This is a genomic window from Labrys sp. WJW (genome assembly GCF_001676615.1).
GTDB lineage: Bacteria > Pseudomonadota > Alphaproteobacteria > Rhizobiales > Labraceae > Labrys > Labrys sedimenti.
This window is the reverse complement of the sequence record NZ_LYXZ01000001.1, coordinates 322,769-346,062: the sequence shown is the minus strand read 5'-3', so window position 1 is coordinate 346,062 and position 23,294 is coordinate 322,769. Positions and strand designations below refer to the sequence as shown.

The window sequence follows — 23,294 nt, the reverse complement described above, 5'->3', positions numbered from 1 at the left end:
ATGTATCAGGATTTCGGCCTTTTCATCGACGGCCAATGGCGCCAGGCCTCCGACAAGGGCAGCTCTGCGGTCATCAGCCCCGTCCACGAGCGCGCGTTGGGCGAAGTCCCGCTCGCGACTTCCGCCGATACTGAAGAGGCCCTGGCCGGCGCTGCCAAGGGCTTTGCGCTGTGGAAATCGAAGACAGCCTTCGAGCGCGCGGACGCCCTGCATCGGGTCGCTGACGAGATGCTCCGCCGCAAGGCCGATGCCGTGCGCATGATCTCGAGCGAAACCGGAAAGCCCCTTGTGCAGGCCGAGCGCGAATGGGGCCTCGCCACCGACCAGTTCCGCTGGTACGCCGAAGAGGCGCGCCGCATTTATGGCCGCGTCATCGAGAGCCGGGTGCCCGGCGGACGCTTCGAGGTTCTGCACGAGCCCGTCGGCATCGCCGCCGCTTTCACGGCCTGGAACTTCCCGGCTGCCCTGGTCGCGCGCAAGGTCGCACCGGCGCTTGCAGCCGGTTGCTCGATCATCGTCAGGCCCTCCGGCCAGACACCGGGAACGGCCATGGTCATGGTCGACTGCGCTCGGGCAGCGGATATCCCCGCTGGCGTCGTGAGCCTCGTCGTCGGCCCGACCAGTACGACCTATGATCCGATCATGGCTTCCGCGGCGGTGCGCAAGGTTTCGCTGACGGGTTCGACGCGTGTCGGGCAGCAGATGATCCGGGATGCCGCCGAAACGGTGAAGAAGGTTTCGATGGAGCTCGGCGGCAATGCCCCTCTCATCATCCATGAGGATGCCGACCTGGAATTGGCCCTCACCCTGTCGGTGCCGACCAAATACGCCAATGCCGGCCAGGTTTGCGTGACCCCCGATCGCTTCTTCGTGCATGAGAGCCTGCACGACGCCTTCGTGCAGGGTTTCGTGGCCAGGGCCGGCGCCCTCAGGCTGGGTGACGGCCTCGACGGTGAAACGCAGATGGGGCCTCTCATCAATGCCAGGCGTCGCAGCGAGATCGAGGCCATCGTCGCCGAGGCCGAGAAGGCCGGTGCCCGGCTGGCTTGCGGCGGCCGCACGCCTTCTGCCTTCAACGCCGGCTTCTTCTTCGAGCCCACGGTACTCACCGATGTCGAGGACGGCATGCGCGTGTTCGCCGAGGAGAATTTCGGGCCGATCGCCGCCATCGCTGCGTTTTCCACCGATGACGAAGTTATCGCGCGGGCCAATGCCAGCGACATGGGATTGTCCGCCTATGCCTTCACGCGCAGCCCAGCGCGCGCCAGGCGGACCGTCGCCGAGTTGAAGGCGGGCATGGTCGGCATCAACAGCTTCGCCCTGGCAGCCGCCGAGGCTCCCTTCGGCGGCACCCGATATTCAGGGATGGGGCGCGAGGGGGGCACCGAGGGTATCGCCGATTATCTCGACACCAAGCTGGCCCAGATCGTATTTTGAGGAGGCACCGTTGATCAGGAACAGGCTGAAGCAGAGCTGGGCCGAAGGGCGGCCCACCATCAATGGCTGGCTCTCGATCGGAAACCCGTTCACCGCTGAGATCATGGCCGCGCAGGGTTATGACAGCCTTACGGTGGACGTACAGCATGGCGCCCTCGACTATTCCACGCTGCTGCCGATGTTGCAGGCCATGCGCGCTTCCGGCGTCGTCCCGATGGCGCGCGTGCCCTGGCTCGAGCCTGGTATCATCATGAAGGCACTGGACGCCGGCGCCTATGGCATCATCTGCCCGATGGTGAACACTGCCGAGCAGGCAGCCGAGTTCGTCAGCTATATCCGCTATCCACCGCACGGCCAGCGCAGCTTCGGCCCGACGCGGGCCAACTTCTCGGCCGGCGCCAACTATGCGGCCGAAGCCAATGACGAGATCCTCGGTTTCGCCATGGTCGAAACCGCCCAGGCCATGGCCAATCTTGAGGCGATCGCCGCCACGCCCGGACTGGACGGTATCTATGTCGGGCCGGCCGATCTCACCTTCAGCCTGCACCAGGGGCGCCTGGCGCCGGGTTTCGACCGCGAGGAGCCGGAGATGATCGACGCCCTGCAGAAGATCGTCGCGGCATGCAAGAAATCGGGCAAAATCGCCGCTCTGCATTGCGGTACGCCCGACTATGCCACGCGCGCCATCGCCTGGGGTTTTGACATGACCACAGTGTCGGGCGATTCCAGGCTGCTCGCCGCCGCCGCGCAGGCCAGCGTCGCACGCTTTCGCGAGCTCAATGGCAAGCCGGCCTCGGCGTCCCCGGCGGTGAAACCGGCCTATTGATCGCGAACCTGCAAAGGCCTCATGCCAGGACATATAAAGGCTGACCCCTCATTGCGAGCGAAGCGAAGCAATCCAGGGACTTGAAGGCACAAAGTCTACGGCCCTTGGATTGCTTCGCTTCGTTCGCAACGACAGAGCTGGTGAGCGAGGCTCTATGCAAGTTGGTATCAGCCATAGAGGCCGGGCATGGGCGTAGTGGATATCTCTTCCCGACGCCCGGATCCGAGCGACCGCAAGCCTGCCTCGGCCACGAGGGTGGCGGCATATCCGTCCCAGGCACTCGCGCCCGTGGGCTTGCCGCTCCTGATGCTGTCGATCCATCCCTGCGCCTGCAGGCGGTAGGCATCCTGGAAGCGCGGGCGCCAGTCCAGCGGATAGCTCGCCCCCTGCGACAAAGCGTGGTTGACGAGCGCATGCACCGGCCGCTGCAGCTCGATCGTGCCCTTCTCGCACACCAGCTCGCCCCTGACGTCGTAGCCATAGGCGGCATCGTTGAAGACCTCGATGGTCGCCAGGGTGCCACCAGGCCCGTCCAGCACCAGAAAGACGGGCGCGCCGGGCGTTTGGGTAGAAACTTTGCCGGGCCGGAACACCGAAATGGCGGTCAGGTCGCCGGCAAGCATCCAGCGTATGATGTCGAATTCGTGCACGGCCGAATTGGCAATGGCCATGCCGCCATCGAACCAGGGTGGCGCGGCGACATTGCGATGGATGCAATGAAACAGCAGCGGCTTGCCGAGCTGGCCCGCCGCGAGCTGGGCCTTCATCGCGGCATAGGATGGGTCGAACCGGCGCATATAGCCGACCTGGACGAGGCGCACGCCTGCGGCCGTCTCGGCATCGATCAGTTCGAGGCATTCCTGCGAGGTCGAGGCCAGAGGCTTCTCGCACAGCACCGGCTTGCGGGCCGTGATGCAGGCAAGGGACAGCTCCTTGTGGGTGCTGTCCGGCGAGGCGATCAGCACGGCATCGACCTGAGGATCGCCGATGAGACGGAGAGGGTCGCCGGCAACATCGGTAGCGCCGACCTCGTCGGCAATCTGCCTGGCGCGCTCGGCATTGGCATCGTAGATGCTGCGAATGCTGGCGCCGGCCACCTGCGATGCGATCGTGCGGGCATGATCGGCGCCCATCACGCCAACGCCGACGATCCCCAATTTGACGCTCATTTCTTCCTCCCGATTTTCGATAGCAGGGCGCTAGGACAGCCAGCACGGCGTCCAGACACCGCCCTTTTCATGAGATTCCACCGCGGCCTGAATGAAGTTCACGCCGCGCGCACCATCCAGCGCAGTGGGAAATTCGAGCATCCCCGCCGGCAATGAATGCCCGGCGGCTCTCGCTTCGATCGCCACGGCGAATTCGGTGTAGAGATTGGCCCAGGCATTGCTGAGCGCCTCGCCATGCCCGCTCGGCAGCGTGGACATTTTCCCAACGCCAGGCAGCATCGCGCCTTCCTTGCCGCGGACGATCACCTCGTCCGGTTGCCCGAGATAACTGACCCGAAGATATTCGGGCTTTTCCTGATCCCATTCGATGCCGCCGCGCTCGCCATAGACCCGCAAGCGCAGGGCGCAATAATTGCCGGGCGCGACCTGCGTGACCAGGAGCGTACCGGGGGCGCCGCCGGCAAGGCGGATATTGATGAAGGCTGTGTCCTCCAGGCCGCGCGCGGGGCCGCAGACATGCAGATCCGCTCTCAGCTCGACGATCGGTTCGGCCGTGACATAGCTCGCGAGATGAAAGGCGTGCGTACCGATGTCGCTGATCGCCGACGCCTTGCCGACCCTTGCCGGATCCTGGCGCCAGGGGAGCTCTCCGCCGGCCGGCATTTCTTCCAGGCAGGACCATTCCTGGAAATACTCGACATGGACCTGGCGGATCCGCCCGATCCTGCCTTCGAGGACCATGTGCCGCGCCTGCCGTACCATGGCGTGAAACGCGAAGGCGTAAGTCACGCCGAAGACCAATCCGGTATCCCCTTCGAGGGTCATCAGGGCCTTGGCATCTTCCAGGCTCGTGGTCAGGGGCTTGTCGCAGATGACGTTGACGCCCGCCTCGAGGAAGGCGCGGGCGATCTCGTAGTGCGTGTGGTTGGGGGTACAGATCGAAACCGCATCGATGCCATCCGGGCGGGCGGCTTCGTGCCGCGCCATGATGCGATAATCGTCATAGATGCGGTCGTCTGCCAGGAACCACTCCCGGCCCGATGCCCGGGCCGTAGCCGGGTCGGCCGACAAGGCTCCTGCGACGATGTCCCACCGATTGGAGAGACGCGCGCCGGCGGCGTGCCACGCGCCGACCTGGCCACCGCGCCCGCCGCCAACGAAGCCGAGCCTCAAACGACGATCGGCGGCGGGATAGGCCTCACTCCGAGATTGCCTGGCTGTCATGGCTTCCTCCCATTGCGCCTGTCAGCGCGATTTTCGCAATGATTATTGATAAAATAAAATTCAGTCAATTATCATTTCAATTGCTCTTGACGGCTGCGCTGCGTTTGCAATAATTGTTGCAATCAATGTGAAAATGAAATAGAAATTGCAAAAATAATAACAACTGCAGCAGGACGGGGAATTCGCAATGCGTGCCAGGCGTCACGAAGGCATCCTTGCTTCCAGCAGGATCGCCGAGCGACGGATCTTTCGATCCCCATGAAATCGATGCTCTTCCAGCCCGGGCGGCTGCCTTTTTCCGGTGGCATCTGCCGGCTGATGCGTCATGAATAGAGCAACAAGAAAAGAAAGAGGGAGCGAGGCATGACATTGCTGCAGCTGAAGTCAGTCTCAAAGAGCTTCGGCGCCATCAAGGCATTGACAGACGTCGAATTGACGATTGGCAGGGCCGAGATCGTCGGCTTGATGGGCGATAACGGCGCCGGCAAATCCACCTTGGTCAAACTGATCGCCGGCAACTTCCCTCCGACCTCCGGCGAGATCAGGCTCGACGACGAGGTGGTGCACTTCCACAAGCCGGTGGAGGCCAGGGCCAAGGGGATCGAGGTCGTCTATCAGGACCTCGCTTTGTGCAACAACCTCTCGGCCGCCGCCAACGTATTCCTCGGCCGGGAGATCAAGAAGGGCGTGGGTCCCTTGCGCTGGCTCGATCACGGCGCGATGATCAAGAAGGCGGGTGAGCTCTTCGCCGAGCTCAAATCGGAAACCCGCCCCCGCGACCTCGTCCGACAGATGTCGGGGGGGCAGCGCCAGGCGGTTGCCATTGCACGCACGCGCCTGTCACGGGCCAAGATCGTGCTGATGGACGAGCCCACCGCCGCCATCAGCGTGCGGCAGGTTGCCGAGGTCCTCGGGCTGATCCATCGCCTGCGCGACGCCGGCATTTCGGTGGTGCTGATTTCCCATCGCATGCCCGACGTCTTCGAGGTCTGCGACCGCGTCATCGTCATGCGGCGCGGCCACAAAGTGGCGGACAAGCCGATAGCCGCAACCTCGCCCGAAGAGGTTACGGGTCTCATCACCGGCGCAATCCAGGCAGCGTGAGGTTGCGATGACGGATGCTTCCAACCATTCCAAGCAGGCCAATGCGCCTGCATCCGCCAATGTTTCCATCGAGTCGGTCCTGGGGACGAAGGAAAAATCACTGTGGCAGTCGCTCGTCTCCAGCCAGGCCTTTTGGGTGACGGTCGCACTGCTCGTCATCTGCGTCGTGATGTCGATCCGCGAGCCGCGCTTTGCCACCGAGGATAATTTCTACAACATCACCCGCAACTTCGCCTTTATCGGCATCATGGCGCTCGGTGCCACCGCCGTGATCGTCACCGGCGGTATCGATTTGTCCGTCGGCTCGATCATGGGCCTGGTCGCAGTCGTCTGCGGATTGACGCTGGAGGCGGGGTATCCCTGGTATGCGGCCGTGCTGTCCGGCCTCGTTGCCGGCGGCATAGCCGGCGCCGTCAATGGCGGGCTCATCGCCTATGTCGGCCTGTCCCCCTTCGTGGTCACGCTCGGCATGCTCTCGGCGGCCCGTTCGGTCGCCGTCGTCCTGTCCGGCAACAAGATGCTCTACAATTTCGGTCCCGGCGGCCCGACCTTCAAGGCCATCGGCGCCGGCGCGATCTTCGGCATCGCCAATCCCGTCTGGGTGCTGGTCGTGCTCACTGTCGCGCTCTTCGTGGTCATGCGCATGACGACATGGGGCCGGCATCTGATCGCCATAGGCGGCAACGAACAGGCTGCCAACCTCACCGGCGTCCCGGTCAAGCGCATCAAGCTGCAGGCCTATGTCGTCTCGGGCGTCAGCGGTGCCATCGCCGCGATCCTGAGTGTCGGCTGGGCCGGTTCGGCCATCAACTCCCTGGGCACGGGCTACGAGTTGCGCGCCATCGCCTCCACGGTGATCGGCGGCGCCAATCTGATGGGCGGGGAGGGCGGTGCTTTCGGAGCGCTGATCGGCTCAGCCCTGCTCGAAGTGATCCGCAATTCCCTGCTCATGGCCGGCGTCGATTCCAACTGGCAGGGCGTCTTCGTCGGCAGCTTCCTGGTTCTCGCGGTCCTGCTCGAGCGGATCCGCGGCAAGAGACGCGAATGACCGGTCGAACCGGCATCGTGTGAACGCCCCAAGGGCATGTCGACGACACGCCCCGGAGGGCACAACATCCGGAGGAGACTATGCTCAAATACCTGCTGACCTCGGCGGCCCTCGCCGTTGGTCTTGCTGCGACGGCCGGCGGCGCCCATGCCGCCGACAAGCTGACCTTCGCGCTCGTCCCCAAGAACACCAACAATCCCTTCTTCGACCAGGCTCAGGCCGGCTGCAAGAAGGCGGAAAAGGAACTCAACGGCGCCATCGAATGCCTCTATGTCGGCCCGGGCGAACATGGCGGTGGCGATGAACAGGCACAGATGGTGCAGGACCTCATCACCAAGGGCGTCGATGGCATCGCCGTCTCGGTCGCCAATGCACCGGCGATCGCCGCGGCGCTGCAGGGCGCGGCCGGGGCCAAGATCCCGGTGCTGACCTGGGACTCCGATCTGCTTCCAGATGCCAAGGGCGAACGTGTCGCCTATGTCGGCACGCATAATTACGAGATCGGCGTGAACCTCGCCAAGATTGCCATGAAGATCAAGCCGAAGGGTGGCAAGATCTGCATCCAGTCCGGTGGTGCGGCAGCCGCCAACCACAATGAACGCATGCAGGGAATTCGCGACACCCTTGCCGGCAAGCCGAGCGCCCAGTCCCCGGGCGATCGACTGACCGGCCAGAATGGCTGGACGGAAGTCGACGGGTGCCCGCTCTATACCGATGACGATTTCCCGAAATCGGTGCAGCAGCTCGAAGACACGCTCGGCAAATATCCCGATCTCGACGCTTTCATCCCGACCGGCGGCTTCCCGGAATTCCTGCCCGACGCTTATCGGCAGGTGGCGACCAAATATAAGAGCAAGATCGCGTCCGGCGCCCTCGCTTTGGTGGTTGCCGATACGCTGCCCGTGCAGATCGACCTTCTCAAGGAAGGCCTGGCTTCCGGCAATGTCGGCCAGCGTCCCTTCGAGATGGGCTACAAGGCCATGTATTTCCTCAAGGACATCAAGGACGGCAAGGCCCCGCCCAAGGATCCCAGCTATACCGGCCTGGACGTCTGCACGCCCGATAACGTCGCCACCTGCATCGGCGGCGGCAACTGACGACGCCAAGCCGTTCCATGCAGCCTGCAAGGGCCCATCGGTCTTCCGGGCCACCCTGCGGGCAGGTCCAGATATGCCGCGTGGCTAACGCTGCGCGGCATACCTATGATAAAGCGCGATCTGTATACGGCATATTCCCAAGCTGCCGGTGATTGGAGAAGGACATATTCATGGGCGCCGACAGTGTCCCGCAAGACTATGAGGACCTAATTCGGGTCATCCACGACAAATATGACGGGATGAGCAAGGCCTATCAGAATATAGCCGTTTACCTGACCCAGAATCCCAATGATGTCGCGGTGATGTCCCTCAACGCCATCGCGGATACCTGCGGCATTCATGCCTCCAGTTTCGTGCGTTTTGCCCAGATGCTGGGCTACAAGGGCTTCAAGGAAGTACAAGCGGTCTTCCAGCGACGGCTGTCGACGGCCGCCCCTGGCTTCCAGGCCAGAATCAAGGCCCTGGAGTCGGAGCTGAGCGACCGGGAGAATGTCGGCGGCTGGGGCTTCCTGCACGATCTGGTCCTGCGCGACATCGACGCCTTGCAGGAACTGCTGAACCTGACGATGGGAGAGACCATCGAAAAGGCCGTCGACCTGATGGAGAAGGCCGACACCATCTATCTGGTCGGCCAGCTTCGCTCGGCGCCGATCGTCGATCTCACCCGCTACATCCTGACCATGCTGGGAAAGCGCACCGTTCTCCTCGATGCGAGCGGCGGCCTTTCCACCCATATCGCCGGCACCATGCGGCCCACGGATCTGCTCTTTGCCGTCTCTTTCCGGTTTTATGCGACCGAAGTCGTCAATATCGTCGAGCAGGCGGCGGCCCGGAAGCTGCCGATCCTGGCGATAACGGACTCGACCCTTTCGCCCCTCGCCAAGAATGCAACCGTGCTGTTCGCAGTGCCCGAGCATCAGTATACGTTTTCACGGTCCCTGGCGGCCCCGATGTGCCTGGCGCAGTCCCTGACGGCGGCGCTGGCGGCACGCCTGCAGAAGGCTCCCGATCCCCGCATCCCGATCGTCACGCAGCCTTAGAACGAGTGCATTCGAGAAGAAGCGGCCCGTCAAAGGCCGCTTCCGGTCGCCAGGATGCCCTTGGCCAAGGCGATCAGGCCAGGGAAAGGGCTTCGGTGGGGACCGGCATCATGCCGGCCGCTCCGCCCCACACCGTCTGGTCGTAGTTGATCACGGCGCCCGTCATCAGCCCGGCATCATCGGAGACGATGAAATTGACGGCCCTGGCCGCCTCGGCGGGATCGACGAGCCGGCCGAAAGGCAGTGCCGCCGCGGCCTTGGCCTCCCAGTCGGGATCGCCGGTGGAGGCCGCCTGCAGCTCGCGTTCATGATCGGACGACATCCAGCCGACATTGAGCTGGTTCACGCGGATACGGTTCTTCATCACCGAGAAGGCCGTATTGCGGGTCAGCGTCGCCAGGGCACCCTTGGAGGCGCAATAGGCGTTGATGAAAGGCTGTCCAGCATGTTCGGAAATCGAGCCGATATTGCAGACAGATCCCGCAATGCCGTCGCGGATCATCAGCTTCATCGCCTCCTGCATCAGGAAGTAGGGGCCGCGGACATTGGTGGCAAAGAGCTGGTCGAACAACTCGGGCGAGGTATCGAGGATCGTGCCGCGATCGGTGCAGGCGGCGGCGTTCACGAGGACATCCACCCGGCCATGGACGCGGTCGGCTTCGGCAATGGCGTGCCTGCACTGCCCGACATCGGCGACATCGGCCTTGACGAAGTGAACGGCAACGCCGGTCCGCGCCCTGATCTCATCGGCCACCGCCTGCCCCTTGGCGGCATTGCGGCCAAGCGTGACCAGGCCGGCAGCTCCCGCGGCAGCAAGCTCATGCGCGATCGCGGCCCCCAGCCCCTGCGTCGAGCCGGTCACGACGCAGATCTTTCCATCCATGCGGTTCATGGCATCAATTCTCCACCGAATAGCCGGCCGCGGCCATCACCCGCAGCAATTCCTTGTGCCCGATCCTGGCCATCTGCAGCGGCGGGCTCTTGACGGGGTCCTGCTCCGCCTCGACGACGAACCATCCTTCGTAGCCATGGGCGGCCAGCCGCTTCACGATCGCCTCGAAATCGAGGGATCCGTCTCCGGGAACGGTAAAGGCCCCCTTCACCACGGCATCAAGAAAGCTCTCTTTGGTGCGATCGAGGCCTTCGACCACCGCGGCGCGGATATCCTTGGTGTGGACATGGGAAATGCGGGCATGGTGCTTGTCGATCACCCGCAGCACGTCGCCGCCGGCGAAAGCCATGTGACCGGCATCGTAGAGCAGGGGCAAGGCTTCTCCGGAGTGCTTCATCAGGAGATCGAGTTCGGCCTCGGTCTCGATCACCGCTGCCATGTGATGATGGTAGCTGATCGGCATGCCCTGTCCGGCGCACCATTCGGCGAAGGCCGTCATCTTGCGCCCATAGGCCTTGATTTCGTCCTCGCCCAGCCGCCTTTTGGTCGCCAGAGGCGCCGAGCGATTGCCCTGGATGGTGCCGGCGGTTTCACCATAGACGATGCACGGCGCCCCGACCGCCTTGAAGAGCGCCATCTGTCCGGCGATGCGCTCTTTTTCCATCTCGATATCGCCGTCGAGCAGCAGGCCGGAGAACCAGCCACCGCAAACGCTCATGCCGTGTTTGTCCAGGACGGGCTTGAGCTCGCCGGGATCCATCGGGAAACGACGGCCCGTCTCCATGCCGGTAAAGCCGGCCTCGCGGGCCTGGCGCAGGCACTCGTCGAGCGATACGTCATCGCTGAGTTCGGGCAAGTCGTCGTTCCACCAGGCAATCGGTGCGATGCCAAGTCGGGCTTTCATGGGGTTCTCCAAATCTGCATCGATGGAAATCGAGGTCGATCACATCCAAAGGACAGTCTTGGCGGATCAGGATAGCTTTGGCGCATCGCAATATGCGCCCGTCATACTCCGACACGCTGGCGCTTGCGCCCGTCGAGCTGGGAGGCATGTGCCTCGCGCACCTGGCCCCTCTCGCTCGTAGCGGGAACCCCGACATCCCACCAGGCATCACCCGGCGTCCAGGTGAAGGCGTCCGACACGATGGAGATCACCGTGGTCCGGTCGTTGTTCCGGGCCCATTCGATGGCGGGGCCGAGATCGGCGAGGCTGTCGACCTGCCGGGTCAGGGCGCCCATGGCTTCGGCGTGCTTGGCAAAGTCGACCGCGAAGGGTTCCTTCACCCGGCAATCCTTGATCAGGTTGTTGAAGGAAGCCCCGCCCTTGGCATTCTGCAGGCGGTTGATCACGGCATAGCCGCCATTGTCACAGACGATCACAATGATCTTGTGGCCGCTCAGGACGGTCGAATAGATGTCCGAGTTCATCATCATATAGGTGCCGTCGCCGATCATGACGATCGGCGTGCGCGTCGGATCGGCCATGGCCGCACCCCAGCCCGCGGCGATCTCATAGCCCATGCAGGAGAAGCCGAACTCGCAGTCGAAGGTATTGGGCTCCTTGACCCGCCAGTTCTTCATGACTTCGCCGGGCAGGCCACCGGCAGCGGTGATGAGCAGGTCCCGGCTGCCGGCCTTGGCATTCACCACCCCGACGACCTGCGCATAGGTCGGCACCGGCTCGTTGGTAGGCTTTTGGAAGCCATCGAGCATGGCATTCCATTTGGCGAATTCCGCCACGCCCTTCTGTGTCCAGGCGGCCGGCGCTCTCCAATCGCCAAGAGCGCCCGCCAGTTCCTCGACGGTTTCCAGGGCATCGCCGATCACGGCCAGCGCCCGATGCTTGGTAGCATCCCAGCGCGCCGCGTTGATGGAGACGAATTTCGCCGTCTGCGAGAAGGCGGTCCAGGAACCAGTGGTGAAGTCCATCAGGCGCGTGCCGATGGCGAGGATCACATCGGCCTCACCTGCGAGCGCATTGGCGGAGGTCGAGCCGACGATGCCGATCGGCCCGACATGGGCGGGATGGTCGTGGGTGAGGGCACCCTTGCCGGCAATGGTCTCGGCGAGCGGAATGCCTCGCTTCGCCGCAAACTCGGCCAGGGCCTTTTCGGCGCCGGAATAGCGCACGCCGCCGCCTGAGATGATCAGGGGCCGCTTTGCCTGCTGCAGGATCTTGACCGCTTCCTGGAGCCGGTCGCGATCCGGGCGCGGCCGCGGGATTTTGTGCACGACAGGCTCGAAGAACGCTTCCGGATAGTCCCAGGCCATTTCCTGGACGTCCTGCGGCAGCGCGATGAAGGCAGGCCCGCAATCGGCCGGATCCAGCAGCACGCCCACGGCCTGCGGCAGGGAGGAGATGATCTGTTCGGGATGGACGATGCGGTCCCAGTAGCGCGTCACGGCCTTGAACGCGTCGTTGACGTTGATGGTGGGGTCGCCGAAATGCTCCACCTGCTGCATGACGGGATCGGGGCGCCGGTTGACGAAAGTGTCGCCCGAGAGCAGCAGCACCGGCAGGCGGTTGGAATGGGCGACGCCGGCCGCGGTGACCATGTTGAGCGCACCGGGCCCGATCGAACTCGCCGCCACCATGATCTGGCGCCGGCGTTTGGCTTTGGCAAAGCCGATTGCCGCCAGGGCCATCGACTGCTCGTTCTGGCCGCGCCAGGTCGGGAAGCTGTCCTTGACCGCCTCCAGGGCCTCGGACAGGCAGGTGACATTGCCATGGCCGAAGATCGCGAAGACGCCCGGAAAGAGCGGAACCTTAGCCCCATCTACGACTGTAAACTGATTGCACAGATAACGGACCAGGGCCTGGGCCATGGTGAGGCGGAGTGTTGCCGGCATCGTGTTCCTCCCACGCAACCGCGATTTTTCCATTGCTTACGAAATGATTATTGACAATGCAACATATTTGCAATCACCATTGCAAAATGCCTTGCAGAGGAAGATGCCAGCTCATGAGCGAGCATGACAGCGCACCCCTCCATCACCGGGCATGAAACGGTCGACAGAACCAGCCACCAGCGCTGGGCCGGAGGAAACGATGCCGCACGTACTCGTCGCCGGCAAATTGCATCCGAGCGGAATCGCATTGCTGCAAGCCGCTCCCGAGGTGACGTTCGACTATGTCGAAGAGGTCTCGGAACAAAGCTACGCCCCTTTCATCGCCGCCGCGGACGGCCTGGTCATTCGCACGCAGCCTCTCTCGGCCCCCGTCATCGCCCGAGCCGACAAGCTCAAGATCGTTTCGCGGCACGGTGTCGGCTATGATGCCGTCGACCTGCCGGCATTGAACAGCAGGGGCATCGCGCTTGCGATCGTGGGCGATGTCAATTCGATCTCGGTGGCCGAGCACGCGATGCTGCTGCTGCTTGCCTGCGCCAAGAAGCTGTTGCGGGCCGATGCCAGCGTGCGCGAGGGCAACTGGACCTGGCGCAACAGGCTCGAAGCCACGGAACTATCCGGCAAGCGTCTCCTCATCATGGGGTTTGGCCGGACGGGACGCCAGCTCGCCCGATATGCCGGAGCCTTCGGCATGGAAATCCGGGCATATGATCCCTATCTCCAGGTCGCCGGCTGGCCAGGCGGACCGGTTGCCGCTGTCGATGACCTTTCCGCCGGATTGAGCTGGGCGGACGCCATATCGGTGCATGTGCCCAAGGCTGCGCGCCCGGCGATCGGTGCCGAAGAACTCGCGGCGATGAAACCCTCCGCAATTGTCGTCAATACTGCGCGCGGAGGCGTCGTCGACGAGGCGGCCCTGCTCGAGGCGCTATGCCAGGGAAGGATTTCGGCTGCCGGCCTGGATGTCTTCGATGACGAACCTCCCCTTGCCGACCACCCGCTGTTCGGGCTCGATCGGGTGATCCTGACACCGCACATCGCCGGCCTGACGGCTGAATGCGCCGAGCGGATGGCCATTTCTTCGGTACAGAACGTGCTTGATTTCTTTTCCGGCGCCATCGACCCGGCCCTTGTCGTCAACAAAGAACAGCTCAATGCCAACTGCTAAGCAGCAACTCAGAATCGGCCTCATCGGTACGGGTTTCATGGGCAAGACCCATGTCTTCGGCTTTGCGGCCGCACAGCGGGTCTTCGACCTCGCCTATGACATCGTGCTGCACACGGTTGCCGACCGTAGTGCGGAGCTGGCCGCCACCGCGGCGCAGACGCTCGGTTTCAATGCCTCGTCGGGCGACTGGAAAACCCTCGTCGCCGATCCCGGCATCGATGTGATCGACATCACCGCCCCCAATGCACTGCACAAGGAGATGGCGCTGGCGGCGCTGGCGGCCGGCAAGCATGTCTATTGCGAAAAGCCCCTTGCCACCACGGCGGCCGATGCGACCGAGATGGCGCAGGCCGCGCAAGCCGCCGGCGTCCGTACCCAGGTCGGTTTCAACTATCTGTGCAATCCGCTGTTTTCGCTGGCCCGCGACATGATCCGCGGTGGTGAGCTCGGCGAGATCCGCAGCTATCGCGGCATCCATGCCGAGGACTACATGGCCGATGGCGAAAGCCCCTTCACCTTCCGGCATGATCCGGCCGGCGGCGGAGCCCTGGCGGATCTGGGCAGCCATGCGCTGGCGACGGCGGAGTTCCTGCTCGGGCCGATCGAACGCGTCCAGGGCGACAGCGTCACCGTAATCGCCAGCCGGCCCGATGGCCAGGGTGGGCGACGGAACGTCGAGGTCGACGATCTCGGCCGCGCCTTCCTGCGCTTCGCCAACGGCGCGTCCGGCAGCCTGGAGGCAAGCTGGATCGCCACCGGCCGCAAGATGCAGCATGATTTCGAGGTCTATGGCACCAAGGGCGCGCTGGTTTTCAGCCAGGAACGCTTCAATGAGCTGCATTTCTTCGACACGGCCGACAGGCAGGGACGACGCGGCTTCCGCCGTATCGAGGCCGGCCCGGACCACGCCCCCTATGGATTGTTCTGCGTTGCCCCCGGCCACCAGCTTGGCTTCAACGACCTCAAGGCAATCGAGATCGCCGGCTTCGTCGATGCCATCGCCGGCAAACGCCCCGAGCCCTTCGGTTTCAGGTCGGGCCAGCGCATCCAGTCGCTGGTCGAGGCGATCCAAAAATCCAGCGTCGAAGGGCGCTGGATCGACACGTCCCGATAGTTGCTGGCGGAAAGGAGACCGCTCCCCGTCGCAGGCTTTTCGTCGAGAATAGGCGGATACGTCCGAGAACTCATAATATGATTGCAATTGAAATGTTACGGTCGTTTCATTACAGTCGGCTCTATGGTTTCACTATCCTGGTTATTGCTGACTTATAAGGTGCCACCCGAACCCGCTGCCAGGCGTATCGCGCTCTGGCGGCGGCTCAAGGGGATGGGGGCTGTCTATCTGCAGAACGGCGTGTGTCTCCTGCCCAAGACCAATGACCACATCCGCCGCCTGAAGATGATCGAGAACGATATCGCGGACCTCACGGGGGACTGCGTGATCCTGGAGACGGTCGCGCTCGATCAAGGTCAGGAAGAGAAGGTCGTGAGCCGCTTCAAGAACGATCGGGACGAGCAGTATCGCGAATTTCTGGGCCGATGCGCCGATTTCGAAAAGGAGATCGCCAAGGAAATCGCGATCAACAAGTTCACCTATGCCGAGCTGGAGGAAGAGGACACCGACCTCAAGAAGCTCCAGGGGTGGCTCGAAAAGATCAGGAAACTCGATTTTTACGGTGCCTCGCTCGCAGGGGAGGCGGTCGAGCGCCTGCGGGCCTGCGAGGCGCTGCTCGACGGCTACGCCCAGCGCGTCTTCGAGGCGCAGGACGAGAACCGCTGAGATGGCCGGTCGGAAGACAGCCGAAACCATGACGCCTTCTCCCTCGCGCCGCGGCATTCCAGCCGGCATCTGGGCGCTCGGCTTCGTGTCGATGCTGATGGATGTTTCGTCGGAGATGATCCACGCGCTCCTGCCCGTCTACATGGTGACGGTGCTTGGCGCGTCCACGCTTGCCGTCGGCATCATCGAGGGCATCGCGGAAGCGACCGCCTCGATCACCAAGGTGTTCTCGGGTGCGCTCAGCGACTGGCTGGGCAAGCGCAAATTCCTGGCTGCTCTCGGCTATGGTCTGGCCGCCCTCACCAAGCCGGTCTTTCCCCTGGCCAATTCGATCGACTGGCTGGTTGCGGCGCGGTTCGTCGATCGTATCGGCAAGGGGATCCGGGGCGCGCCTCGCGATGCCCTCGTCGCCGACCTTGCGCCGCCGCATCTGCGCGGTGCGAGCTTCGGCCTGCGCCAATCGCTGGATACCATCGGTGCCTTTGCAGGTCCGCTTCTGGCGATCGGCCTGATGTGGCTGACGGCCAATCACTTCCAGGCCGTGTTCTGGATTGCCGTCGTGCCGGCGTTCCTGTCCGTCGGTGTTCTGTTGGTGGCGGTCAAGGAGCCCGAGCGACCGCAGAACCTGCGCCGCGTCCGCATGCCGCTCCGGCGCGACGAGTTGCGCCGCCTCGGAAAGACGTATTGGTGGGTGGTTGTCGTCGCGGCGGTCTTCACGCTCGCCCGTTTTTCCGAAGCGTTTCTCATCCTGCGCGCGCAGTCGATCGGCCTGCCCCTGGCGTTCGTGCCGATCGTGCTGGTGATCATGGCCTTTGCCTATTCGCTCTCGGCCTATCCGGCCGGCATCCTTTCAGACCGGATGGACCGGATAGCGATCCTCGTCATCGGCCTCGTCCTGCTGGTTGTTGCCGATCTGGTGCTCGCCTTCGCCTCCGGCATCATGGGCGTGTGCCTGGGCGTGGCGCTCTGGGGGCTGCATATGGGGTTCACTCAGGGACTGCTGGCCACCTTGATTGCTGAAACTGCACCTGCCGAGCTGCGCGGCACCGCCTTCGGCATGTTCAATCTGATCACCGGCCTCGCGCTGCTCGCCGCCAGCGTGATCGCAGGGGCGCTGTGGGATCTGGCAGGGCCGCAAGCCACGTTTCTCGCAGGGGCTGCTTTCTCGCTATTGACCCTGCTCGCCTTGCTGCCGGTCCGCGCGCATCTGTCCGGAATGCGTGGATGACCGGAGGCTCTACTTCATAGGCAAATGGTGACGCACGAGACGGTATTCGTGCCAGATCAACCCCATCACCACGACGTCCAGGATGGTGAGAACGATCAGCCCTGCGCCATGCGTGTAGGAAAAGCGGTAGAGCTGGTAGACGATGAAAAGCCCGAGCACGATCAGCGATGCCGGATACGACCAAAGCTTGCCTTTCAGCAAGCCAATGACCAGCGCCAGTTTCACCACGCCGTGACCCAGCAGGTAGAATGCGTAGAAGTGCTTCGTCTCGATGGAAAAATTCTGGGCGAAGGTGGATAGGTGGCTGGCGATGAAGTCATGCGGGTTTTCGATCAGCTCCTCTTGCGTGAGCCAGTTGACGAAAGCGCGGATTGTATTGGTGCTGACCAGGGCAAGGGCGATGCCGCCTGCGCATTCTGTCAGTGCATGTGCCCCTTTCAGCAGAACGCCGATCTGGAAGATCTTGTGAACCCGATGTTCATTCATGAGATGACGGCGCCAGCATCAGCGGGGAGAATACGAATATACACATGCGAGCTGCAGTTCGAGCCTGGGCATTGGCCGTCGCGCGGAATACCAGCACTGTTGTGCACAGGATGGCAGCATCGCCTTGTTGTAGTCCTCGATCATGGCGCCGAATAGAGGCCTTGCATTTCCGAGCGTGGCGAGCCCAGGCGAGGAGCGCTCTTGCTTGATATCCTGCGGATCGATCGGGGGTAGCCTGGAGCAGTGCTTTCAGTCCTGGCGAATTCAGGAGCCCAGCCCGATTGGCTAGAGCATCGCGCCGAAAAGTGGGTAGCGGTTTTCGGCAAAAAAGATGCGGCAACAAGGCATTACAGCATCGAGCCTGCTTCAGAAATCAGGTTCGATGCTGTAGGCTCGATGCGTCAGGTCTCGCAGCAAGCGGGCAAGGCCCGGTTCGGCGACGAGAAGCGCCGCTTCTTCCAGCGGCACCCATTGCACGTCCCGCTGGCCCTGTTCCTTCCATTTCTTCAAGGTCGCCTTGACCTCGACGCGATAGACGGTGGTTTCGACCAGGACAAAATGGGTATCGAGGCGTTTCCAATAGGGATAGGTGCCGATCGGCTTCTTGTCGGCCTTGCCGACGAGGCCGGCTTCCTGCTTTGCCTCGATCCTTGCCGCCTGGGGATCCTTGCGTCCCTTGACCGGCCAGCCCTTCGGCAAGGTCCACCGCCTCGTCGTGCGTGTCGTCACGAGGCAGGCCTCCAGGCGTCCGCGCTTCATCCGTACCGGCAGTGCCGCGACCTGGCGCAGGGAGGGCGAGGGTTTGGCAAGGTCCGGCGTCATCTCGACATCGCCCTGCTCGAAAGGCACGTGAGGGTGATCAGTACGATCAGGGTTGCGGCACCCAAAATCGTCGTGAGCGTGGCGGCATCGAAGATCGCGCCGCGGTCCGACAGCGAGAAGATGCGGACCGGCAGGGTAACCCAGCCCGGCGGGTAGACCATGACGGTCGCCCCGAGTTCTCCCATCGACAGGGCGAAGGAGAGGCTGAAAGCGGCGATCAGATAGGGCGTGAGCAAGGGCAGCGTTACGCGCCGCAGGCGGTAGAAGGGGCGCGCGCCCAGGCTCTCGGCAACCTGTTCGCAATCGATGGGAAGGCGGGCGAGGCCGGCGGTGACCGTGCCGTAGGTGAAGGCAGAGATCAGCATGAAATGCGCGATCAGCACGATCAGTCGCGTGCCGTTGAGCAGGAAGGGAGGCTGGCTGAAGGCGACCAGCAGGCCAAGGCCGATGGAGACGGATGGCACCGCGCTCGGCACGAAGAAGAACAGGTCGAGCACCCGCTTGGGCAGGGGCTTGAAGCGGCGCAGGGCCAGGGCGGCCCAGGTGCCGCAGACGAGCGCCGCCAGGCTGGCGATGATCCCTGTGAGGATGCTGGCTTTGAGCGATGCGAAGGAGGCCGTGCGAAAGGCATCGGCATAATGCTGGGTCGTTAGGTGCGAGGGCAGGATGTCGTTCCACTGCCCGCTGAAGCTGGCGAGGACGATGACCCCGATCGGCAGGCCGTAGACGAGGAGGAAAAGCGGCACCACGGCCGCCCACAGGGCGCCGCGCTCGGCTTTAGACCACACCAGCATTGCTGCCTCCGAAACGAGCCACGATGATGCGATAGAGCGTGTAGAGGCCGAGCGAGAGCGCGATGTTCACCACGGCGATGACGCAGGCGGTCGCATAGTCGAACTCCTGGATCGCCTTGCTGTAGATCAGCAGCGGCAGGGTGATGACGTCCTTGGCGCCGATGAACAGCACGATGCCGAATTCATTGACGGTGAGCAGCAGGCACAGGCTCCCTCCGGCGACCAGGGCCGGTAGGGCGGCCGGAAAGATCACCTTCCGCACGATGCGCAGGGGCCGGGCGCCGAGGCTGCTCGCCACCTCGATCTGCGCATGGTCGATCTGGGAGAAGGTGGCGAGAAGCGGGCGCATGACGAAGGGGGTGTAGACCGTCACCTCCGCCAGCACGACGCCCCATTGCGAATAGAGGAAGTCGATGGGCGGCAGCTGCAGGGCGAAGGCATGCATCAGCGTTTCGTTGAGAATGCCGGCCGAGCCATAGATGAAGGTGAAGGCAAGGGTGACAAGGAAGGTCGGCAGCGCGATCACCGTGTCGATCAGCCGGCTCGCCAGCCTGGCGCCGGGAAAGGGCACGAAGGCGAATACCACCGACAGGACAAATCCCAGCAGCAGGCAGCCGATGGTGGAGCAGATGGCGATAACGATGGTGTGGTAGAGCCCGTCGATGAACTGGCGGGAGCCGAGGACCTGCTCGAACGTCGCGAGGGAGGGGGCACCATCTCCGAGCGAGGCGCGGATGATGAGGGCAAGGGGGTAGAAGAACAGCAGCGCCAGCACGAGGAGCGGCGGCAGGATCCAGAACCCGTCGAGATTGCGCCGCGCCGGGGCCGCGCCGAGCGCAATGTCAGCCATGGGCGGGATCCTCTGGTACCAGGGTGACGTCACCGGGCTCGAAATGGATGCGCACACTCTCGCCGGCCTGCGGCGGATCGGCCATGGGTGGCGTCGTCATGCGGATCGTGTGCCCGCCCGTTTCGAAGGTGATGTTCTGGACATCGCCCTGCCATTGCACGCCGAGCACGGTGGCCTTGAGCGCGTTGGGCTCCGAGGCCGCGCGGGTAAAGCGGAAATCGTGCGGGCGGACGCACAGCAGGCAATCGCTGCCGCTGGCAAGGCGGTGATGGTTGCGGGCGAAGAGAAAGGTGTCGCCGAAGCTCACCCGGGCATGCCCGTTCTCGGTGGGCTGCAGATCCTTGACCGGCACCAGATTCGCCCGGCCGAGGAATTCGGCCGCAAAACGGTTTGGGGGATTGCGGAACAGGGATTGAGAGGTGCCGAAGGCGCGCAATTTGCCGTCCCGCATGATGCCGATATGGTTGGCCAGCGTAAGGGCTTCGGACTGGTCGTGCGTGACATAGAGCACCGTCAGGTTCGGCAGGCTGGTGTGCAGCTTGGCGATTTCGTCGATCATGGCCCGGCGGATCTGGGCGTCGAGGGCCGAAAGCGGCTCGTCGAGCAGCAGGACCTGCGGACGCGGCGCCAGGGCACGGGCGATGGCGACACGCTGCTGCTGCCCGCCCGAAAGCTCGCGGGGATAGCGCCGCGCATAGGCGGACATGCCCACCATTGCCAGGCATTCGGGCACGCGCTGGCGGATGGCGTCTTCCCGGGCGCCGTGGGCCCTTAGGCCGAAGGCGACGTTCTCGTCGACACGCATATGCGGGAACAGGGCATAGTTCTGCACCACCATGCCGATCTTGCGGTCATAGGGCGCGAGATGCGTGACGTCGCGCTCGCCGATCATGATCCGGCCCGATGAGGGCCGGACGAAGCCCGCAACAGCGCGTAGCGCCGTTGTCTTGCCTGAGCCCGAGGGGCCGATCAGGGCGACGACCTCGCCCGGATTGACGGTCAGCGTGAGGGAATGCAGAACCGTCAGATTGCCGTAGGTAACCGAGACATTCTCGAAACCGATGCGACTGCCGCCAGGAGCGGCAGCCTTGGCTTCGGTGCCCGGACCGGTTTTCAGCTGCGCGCTCGCCATGGCTCTGTCGGCTCTCAATTGCTCGAAATGGCCGAATTGTAGGCGGCGACGTTGTCCTTCAATCCGGACAGCACGCCCATCCAGTCCGGGCTCCAGATCTCGACGCCCTGAAGCATGGCCTGGAGCTTCTTGTAGTTCTCGTCCTCCGGCTTGACGTCATTGCGCACCGGCAGGCCCTTGGCGACGACGCTGACCTGCTTCTGCGCTTCCGCGGACAGCAGGAAGTCGATGAGTTTCTTGCCATTTTCCGAATTGGGAGCGCCCTTCACCAAGGCAATGTAGTAGGGCAGGGCGAACAGCGTCTTCTTGCCGTCAGGGCCTGCCGGCACGAAAATCTGGATGTTCGGATTGTCGGCCTGCTGGGACAGGTTCATCTGCATGTCGCCATTGGCGACATAGAGTTCGCCCTTGTTGACCAGCGCCGTCAACTTGCCGGTCGAGGCGGAAGGTCCGAGATTGTTGGCCTGGAGCTTCTTGAGGAAGTCGAGCCCCTTCTCCTTGCTGCCGAAGGCGTGGAAGGTCTGCAGCATGAAGGCCGTGCCGTCGCCGGCCTGTCCCGGCGTCGAATATTGCAGCTTCTGCTTGAATTTGGGGTCGAGGAGATCCTCGTATTTCGCCGGGGGTTGCTTGAGGACTTCGGCGTTGTAGATGAAGTTGGGGTAGTTGTTGACCAGGGCGTAGAAGCGTCCGCCTGCATCCCTGTCGCGGGCCTCGATCTTGTCGGCTCCCGCCGGGTTGTAGGCTTCCACGAGGCTGTCGGCGGCGGCCTTCTGCATGAAGGGCGGCAGTGTCACCAGCACGTCGGCCTGGGTGTTGGACTTTTCCTTGGCCAGGCGGTCGACCACGCCGCTCGATCCCGCCTCGACATATTGGACCTCGATGCCGGTCGCCTTGGTAAAGGCTTCGAACTGATCGCCGAACCAGCTCGGCGTGCCGTCATGCAGCCCATCGGCGGCGTAGATGGTGACCACGCCATCGGCATGGGCCGGAACGGCTATGCCGGCTAACATCAGGGCTGCAATCAGGGCGAACCTGGATTTCATGACGTTCTCCTCTCGGGACGGGATGTGAGCGTTTGGCGGCTTTCTTCGCTTTTGCCTGTCTCTTGCCGCGGCCGGAGCCGAACGCCTTAGCGAAATGTGTTTTCAAGCGTCCGATAAGTAAAATCTATTTATCTTATGCAATGAAAGACCAGGCTTATAGTTTGAACGAGGCCGTGGTTTTGCGTGCTTCCACGAGCAAAGCACGCCCCGGCATGAGCGCTCTCCTGCCCCCAACTCATTGTTTCGACATGTCTTTGCGATTGCCGCCAGATCGCAAAACGCTTCAGGCGAACTGAATGCCGGCGCGCTGTGCTCGCAGGCGGGGGTCGTTGGAACGAACCGTCACCGGCCGGCCCTGAAGGATCTCCTCGCAGCAGGCCAAGGTGTCCGCTTCCAGGCGCTGCATGGCTTCGACCGTGAAGAAAGCAAGATGCGGAAGCAGGATGACGTTGTCATGACGGTAGAGCGGGCTCATCGGGTGGCCGGCCTTGCGCAGGGGTTCGAGCGAATAGGTGTCGAGGCCGGCACCGCCCAGGCGTCCTTCGACGATCGCATCGACCAGGGCCGCTTCGTCGACCAGCGCGCCGCGCGACACGTTGATCAGGATGGCGGTCGGCTTCATGCAGGCGAGCTCCGCCGCCCCGATCATGCCCCGCGTGCTCTGGTTGAGGACGCTGTGGATCGAGACGAAATCGCTCGCGGCCAAGAGGTCATGCAGGGCATCGACCTTCTCGATGCCGGCTTCGCGCATGGCTGCGGCGTCGAGATAGGGATCATAGCCCAGGACGCGGGCGCGAAAGCCGGCCCCGGCCATGCGGGCAAGGCTGCGGCCGATCCTGCCGCAGCCGACCAGGCCCAGCGTCGCGCCGGCGATGTCGCGCCCGAGCCAGCGCGCCTCGGGCCAGATCCAGCCTTGCTCGGCAACCGCGCTGCTGATGGCCGGCAAGCGCCTGGCGAGCGCGATCATCAGGGCGAAAGCGCCTTCGGCGACCGTTTCCTCGGCATAGTCGGGTATGTTGACGACGGGTATGCCACGCGCCATGGCAGCCGGGATGTCGATCGCATCGATGCCGACGCCATATTTGACGATGCCCTTCAGCCGTGGCGCTGCTGCGATCACCCGGGCGGTGATCGGCGTGTAGCACATCAGCAGGAGATCGGCGTCGGCCACCGCCGCACAGAGATCATCTTCAGGAATGCCCTCCGGCAGGGTCACCAGTTCGACGCCATTGGCCCTGAGCCCTGCATCGACGGCGGGGCATTCGAGCTCCCGGTCGGTCCTGACCGCTTTCACCATGACGCCC

Annotated in this window: 22 protein-coding genes; 10 read left to right on the top strand and 12 right to left on the bottom strand. The window is 63.5% G+C overall.

Features of this window, described 5'->3' with window-relative positions:
• Positions 1–1,437, top strand: a complete 1,437-nt coding sequence (locus BA190_RS01480; protein WP_068281630.1) for an NAD-dependent succinate-semialdehyde dehydrogenase — start codon at positions 1–3, stop codon at positions 1,435–1,437.
• A gap of 10 nt (positions 1,438–1,447) precedes the next feature.
• On the top strand, positions 1,448–2,263 hold the full coding sequence (locus tag BA190_RS01475; RefSeq protein WP_068281629.1) for an HpcH/HpaI aldolase/citrate lyase family protein: 816 nt from the start codon (positions 1,448–1,450) through the stop codon (positions 2,261–2,263).
• Positions 2,264–2,430: 167 nt separating this feature from the next.
• Here the strand turns inward: BA190_RS01475 and BA190_RS01470 are convergent, their stop codons facing one another.
• Positions 2,431–3,432, bottom strand: a complete 1,002-nt coding sequence (locus tag BA190_RS01470) for a Gfo/Idh/MocA family protein (protein ID WP_068281628.1) — start codon at positions 3,430–3,432, stop codon at positions 2,431–2,433.
• Between the two features lie 30 nt (positions 3,433–3,462).
• Positions 3,463–4,656, bottom strand: coding sequence for a Gfo/Idh/MocA family protein (locus BA190_RS01465; protein ID WP_068281627.1), 1,194 nt, complete (start codon positions 4,654–4,656; stop codon positions 3,463–3,465).
• Positions 4,657–5,019: 363 nt separating this feature from the next.
• Between BA190_RS01465 and BA190_RS01460 the strand changes: the two genes are divergently transcribed.
• The 4 genes from BA190_RS01460 to BA190_RS01445 all read left to right on the top strand — a co-directional run bounded on the left by BA190_RS01460 (position 5,020) and on the right by BA190_RS01445 (position 8,945).
• On the top strand, positions 5,020–5,760 hold the full coding sequence (locus BA190_RS01460) for an ATP-binding cassette domain-containing protein (protein ID WP_068281626.1): 741 nt from the start codon (positions 5,020–5,022) through the stop codon (positions 5,758–5,760).
• A 7-nt stretch (positions 5,761–5,767) separates the two neighbouring features.
• Positions 5,768–6,808: an ABC transporter permease gene (locus BA190_RS01455; RefSeq protein ID WP_082979368.1), complete on the top strand. Its 1,041-nt coding sequence runs from the start codon at positions 5,768–5,770 to the stop codon at positions 6,806–6,808.
• A gap of 80 nt (positions 6,809–6,888) precedes the next feature.
• Entirely contained in the window at positions 6,889–7,905 is a 1,017-nt protein-coding gene (locus tag BA190_RS01450) for a sugar-binding protein (RefSeq protein WP_068281625.1), read from the top strand.
• A 170-nt stretch (positions 7,906–8,075) separates the two neighbouring features.
• A complete protein-coding gene (locus tag BA190_RS01445) occupies positions 8,076–8,945 on the top strand; it encodes a MurR/RpiR family transcriptional regulator (protein WP_068281624.1) in 870 nt (289 codons plus the stop codon).
• 73 nt (positions 8,946–9,018) lie between these two features.
• Here the strand turns inward: BA190_RS01445 and BA190_RS01440 are convergent, their stop codons facing one another.
• From BA190_RS01440 to iolD, 3 genes are all read right to left on the bottom strand, one after another.
• Complete coding sequence (locus BA190_RS01440; protein ID WP_068281623.1) at positions 9,019–9,837, bottom strand: SDR family oxidoreductase; 819 nt, start codon at positions 9,835–9,837, stop codon at positions 9,019–9,021.
• A 4-nt stretch (positions 9,838–9,841) separates the two neighbouring features.
• Positions 9,842–10,741 (bottom strand): myo-inosose-2 dehydratase, encoded by a 900-nt coding sequence (iolE, locus tag BA190_RS01435; RefSeq protein WP_068281622.1) that lies wholly within the window; start codon positions 10,739–10,741, stop codon positions 9,842–9,844.
• Between the two features lie 101 nt (positions 10,742–10,842).
• Positions 10,843–12,687, bottom strand: a complete 1,845-nt coding sequence (iolD, locus tag BA190_RS01430) for a 3D-(3,5/4)-trihydroxycyclohexane-1,2-dione acylhydrolase (decyclizing) (protein WP_068281621.1) — start codon at positions 12,685–12,687, stop codon at positions 10,843–10,845.
• 199 nt (positions 12,688–12,886) lie between these two features.
• Here iolD and BA190_RS01425 point away from each other — a divergent pair, with 199 nt between their 5' ends.
• From BA190_RS01425 to BA190_RS01410, 4 genes are all read left to right on the top strand, one after another.
• Positions 12,887–13,855, top strand: a complete 969-nt coding sequence (locus BA190_RS01425; RefSeq protein WP_068281620.1) for a hydroxyacid dehydrogenase — start codon at positions 12,887–12,889, stop codon at positions 13,853–13,855.
• A complete protein-coding gene (locus BA190_RS01420) occupies positions 13,842–14,969 on the top strand; it encodes a Gfo/Idh/MocA family protein (RefSeq protein ID WP_068281619.1) in 1,128 nt (375 codons plus the stop codon). Before BA190_RS01425 ends, BA190_RS01420 begins: the two co-directional genes overlap by 14 nt.
• Before the next feature lie 123 nt (positions 14,970–15,092).
• Positions 15,093–15,635, top strand: a complete 543-nt coding sequence (locus tag BA190_RS01415) for a Chromate resistance protein ChrB (RefSeq protein WP_068281618.1) — start codon at positions 15,093–15,095, stop codon at positions 15,633–15,635.
• Positions 15,636–15,663: 28 nt separating this feature from the next.
• A complete protein-coding gene (locus tag BA190_RS01410; protein ID WP_371260272.1) occupies positions 15,664–16,863 on the top strand; it encodes an MFS transporter in 1,200 nt (399 codons plus the stop codon).
• Positions 16,864–16,872: 9 nt separating this feature from the next.
• On the opposite strand, the gene BA190_RS01405 is transcribed toward BA190_RS01410, so the two are convergent.
• The 7 genes from BA190_RS01405 to BA190_RS01375 form a co-directional block, all read right to left on the bottom strand.
• On the bottom strand, positions 16,873–17,349 hold the full coding sequence (locus tag BA190_RS01405) for a DUF2127 domain-containing protein (protein WP_068281616.1): 477 nt from the start codon (positions 17,347–17,349) through the stop codon (positions 16,873–16,875).
• Positions 17,350–17,715: 366 nt separating this feature from the next.
• Positions 17,716–18,198, bottom strand: coding sequence for an NUDIX hydrolase (locus tag BA190_RS01400; protein WP_245314483.1), 483 nt, complete (start codon positions 18,196–18,198; stop codon positions 17,716–17,718).
• Positions 18,168–18,965, bottom strand: a complete 798-nt coding sequence (locus BA190_RS01395; protein WP_068281614.1) for an ABC transporter permease subunit — start codon at positions 18,963–18,965, stop codon at positions 18,168–18,170. The genes BA190_RS01400 and BA190_RS01395 overlap by 31 nt, the downstream gene beginning before the upstream one ends.
• Positions 18,949–19,815, bottom strand: a complete 867-nt coding sequence (locus BA190_RS01390; RefSeq protein ID WP_068281613.1) for a 2-aminoethylphosphonate ABC transporter permease subunit — start codon at positions 19,813–19,815, stop codon at positions 18,949–18,951. Before BA190_RS01390 ends, BA190_RS01395 begins: the two co-directional genes overlap by 17 nt.
• A complete protein-coding gene (locus BA190_RS01385) occupies positions 19,808–20,947 on the bottom strand; it encodes an ABC transporter ATP-binding protein (protein WP_068281612.1) in 1,140 nt (379 codons plus the stop codon). The genes BA190_RS01390 and BA190_RS01385 overlap by 8 nt, the downstream gene beginning before the upstream one ends.
• A 14-nt stretch (positions 20,948–20,961) precedes the next feature.
• Entirely contained in the window at positions 20,962–21,990 is a 1,029-nt protein-coding gene (locus tag BA190_RS01380; RefSeq protein WP_068281611.1) for a 2-aminoethylphosphonate ABC transporter substrate-binding protein, read from the bottom strand.
• Positions 21,991–22,273: 283 nt separating this feature from the next.
• Positions 22,274–23,287, bottom strand: a complete 1,014-nt coding sequence (locus tag BA190_RS01375; protein ID WP_245314481.1) for a 2-hydroxyacid dehydrogenase — start codon at positions 23,285–23,287, stop codon at positions 22,274–22,276.
• Positions 23,288–23,294 lie beyond the last annotated feature (7 nt).

Coding starts and splice junctions, on each gene's coding strand:
- BA190_RS01425 (WP_068281620.1), top strand. CDS start 12,887: ATGCCGCACGTACTCGTCGCCGGCAAATTGCATCCGAGCGGAATCGCA.
- BA190_RS01410 (WP_371260272.1), top strand. CDS start 15,664: ATGACGCCTTCTCCCTCGCGCCGCGGCATTCCAGCCGGCATCTGGGCG.
- BA190_RS01395 (WP_068281614.1), bottom strand. CDS start 18,965: ATGCTGGTGTGGTCTAAAGCCGAGCGCGGCGCCCTGTGGGCGGCCGTG.
- iolD (WP_068281621.1), bottom strand. CDS start 12,687: ATGCCGGCAACACTCCGCCTCACCATGGCCCAGGCCCTGGTCCGTTAT.
- BA190_RS01405 (WP_068281616.1), bottom strand. CDS start 17,349: ATGAATGAACATCGGGTTCACAAGATCTTCCAGATCGGCGTTCTGCTG.
- BA190_RS01385 (WP_068281612.1), bottom strand. CDS start 20,947: ATGGCGAGCGCGCAGCTGAAAACCGGTCCGGGCACCGAAGCCAAGGCT.
- BA190_RS01445 (WP_068281624.1), top strand. CDS start 8,076: ATGGGCGCCGACAGTGTCCCGCAAGACTATGAGGACCTAATTCGGGTC.
- BA190_RS01470 (WP_068281628.1), bottom strand. CDS start 3,432: ATGAGCGTCAAATTGGGGATCGTCGGCGTTGGCGTGATGGGCGCCGAT.
- BA190_RS01480 (WP_068281630.1), top strand. CDS start 1: ATGTATCAGGATTTCGGCCTTTTCATCGACGGCCAATGGCGCCAGGCC.
- BA190_RS01460 (WP_068281626.1), top strand. CDS start 5,020: ATGACATTGCTGCAGCTGAAGTCAGTCTCAAAGAGCTTCGGCGCCATC.
- BA190_RS01450 (WP_068281625.1), top strand. CDS start 6,889: ATGCTCAAATACCTGCTGACCTCGGCGGCCCTCGCCGTTGGTCTTGCT.
- BA190_RS01465 (WP_068281627.1), bottom strand. CDS start 4,656: ATGACAGCCAGGCAATCTCGGAGTGAGGCCTATCCCGCCGCCGATCGT.
- BA190_RS01375 (WP_245314481.1), bottom strand. CDS start 23,287: ATGGTGAAAGCGGTCAGGACCGACCGGGAGCTCGAATGCCCCGCCGTC.
- BA190_RS01420 (WP_068281619.1), top strand. CDS start 13,842: ATGCCAACTGCTAAGCAGCAACTCAGAATCGGCCTCATCGGTACGGGT.
- BA190_RS01390 (WP_068281613.1), bottom strand. CDS start 19,815: ATGGCTGACATTGCGCTCGGCGCGGCCCCGGCGCGGCGCAATCTCGAC.
- BA190_RS01440 (WP_068281623.1), bottom strand. CDS start 9,837: ATGAACCGCATGGATGGAAAGATCTGCGTCGTGACCGGCTCGACGCAG.
- iolE (WP_068281622.1), bottom strand. CDS start 10,741: ATGAAAGCCCGACTTGGCATCGCACCGATTGCCTGGTGGAACGACGAC.
- BA190_RS01415 (WP_068281618.1), top strand. CDS start 15,093: ATGGTTTCACTATCCTGGTTATTGCTGACTTATAAGGTGCCACCCGAA.
- BA190_RS01455 (WP_082979368.1), top strand. CDS start 5,768: ATGACGGATGCTTCCAACCATTCCAAGCAGGCCAATGCGCCTGCATCC.
- BA190_RS01380 (WP_068281611.1), bottom strand. CDS start 21,990: ATGAAATCCAGGTTCGCCCTGATTGCAGCCCTGATGTTAGCCGGCATA.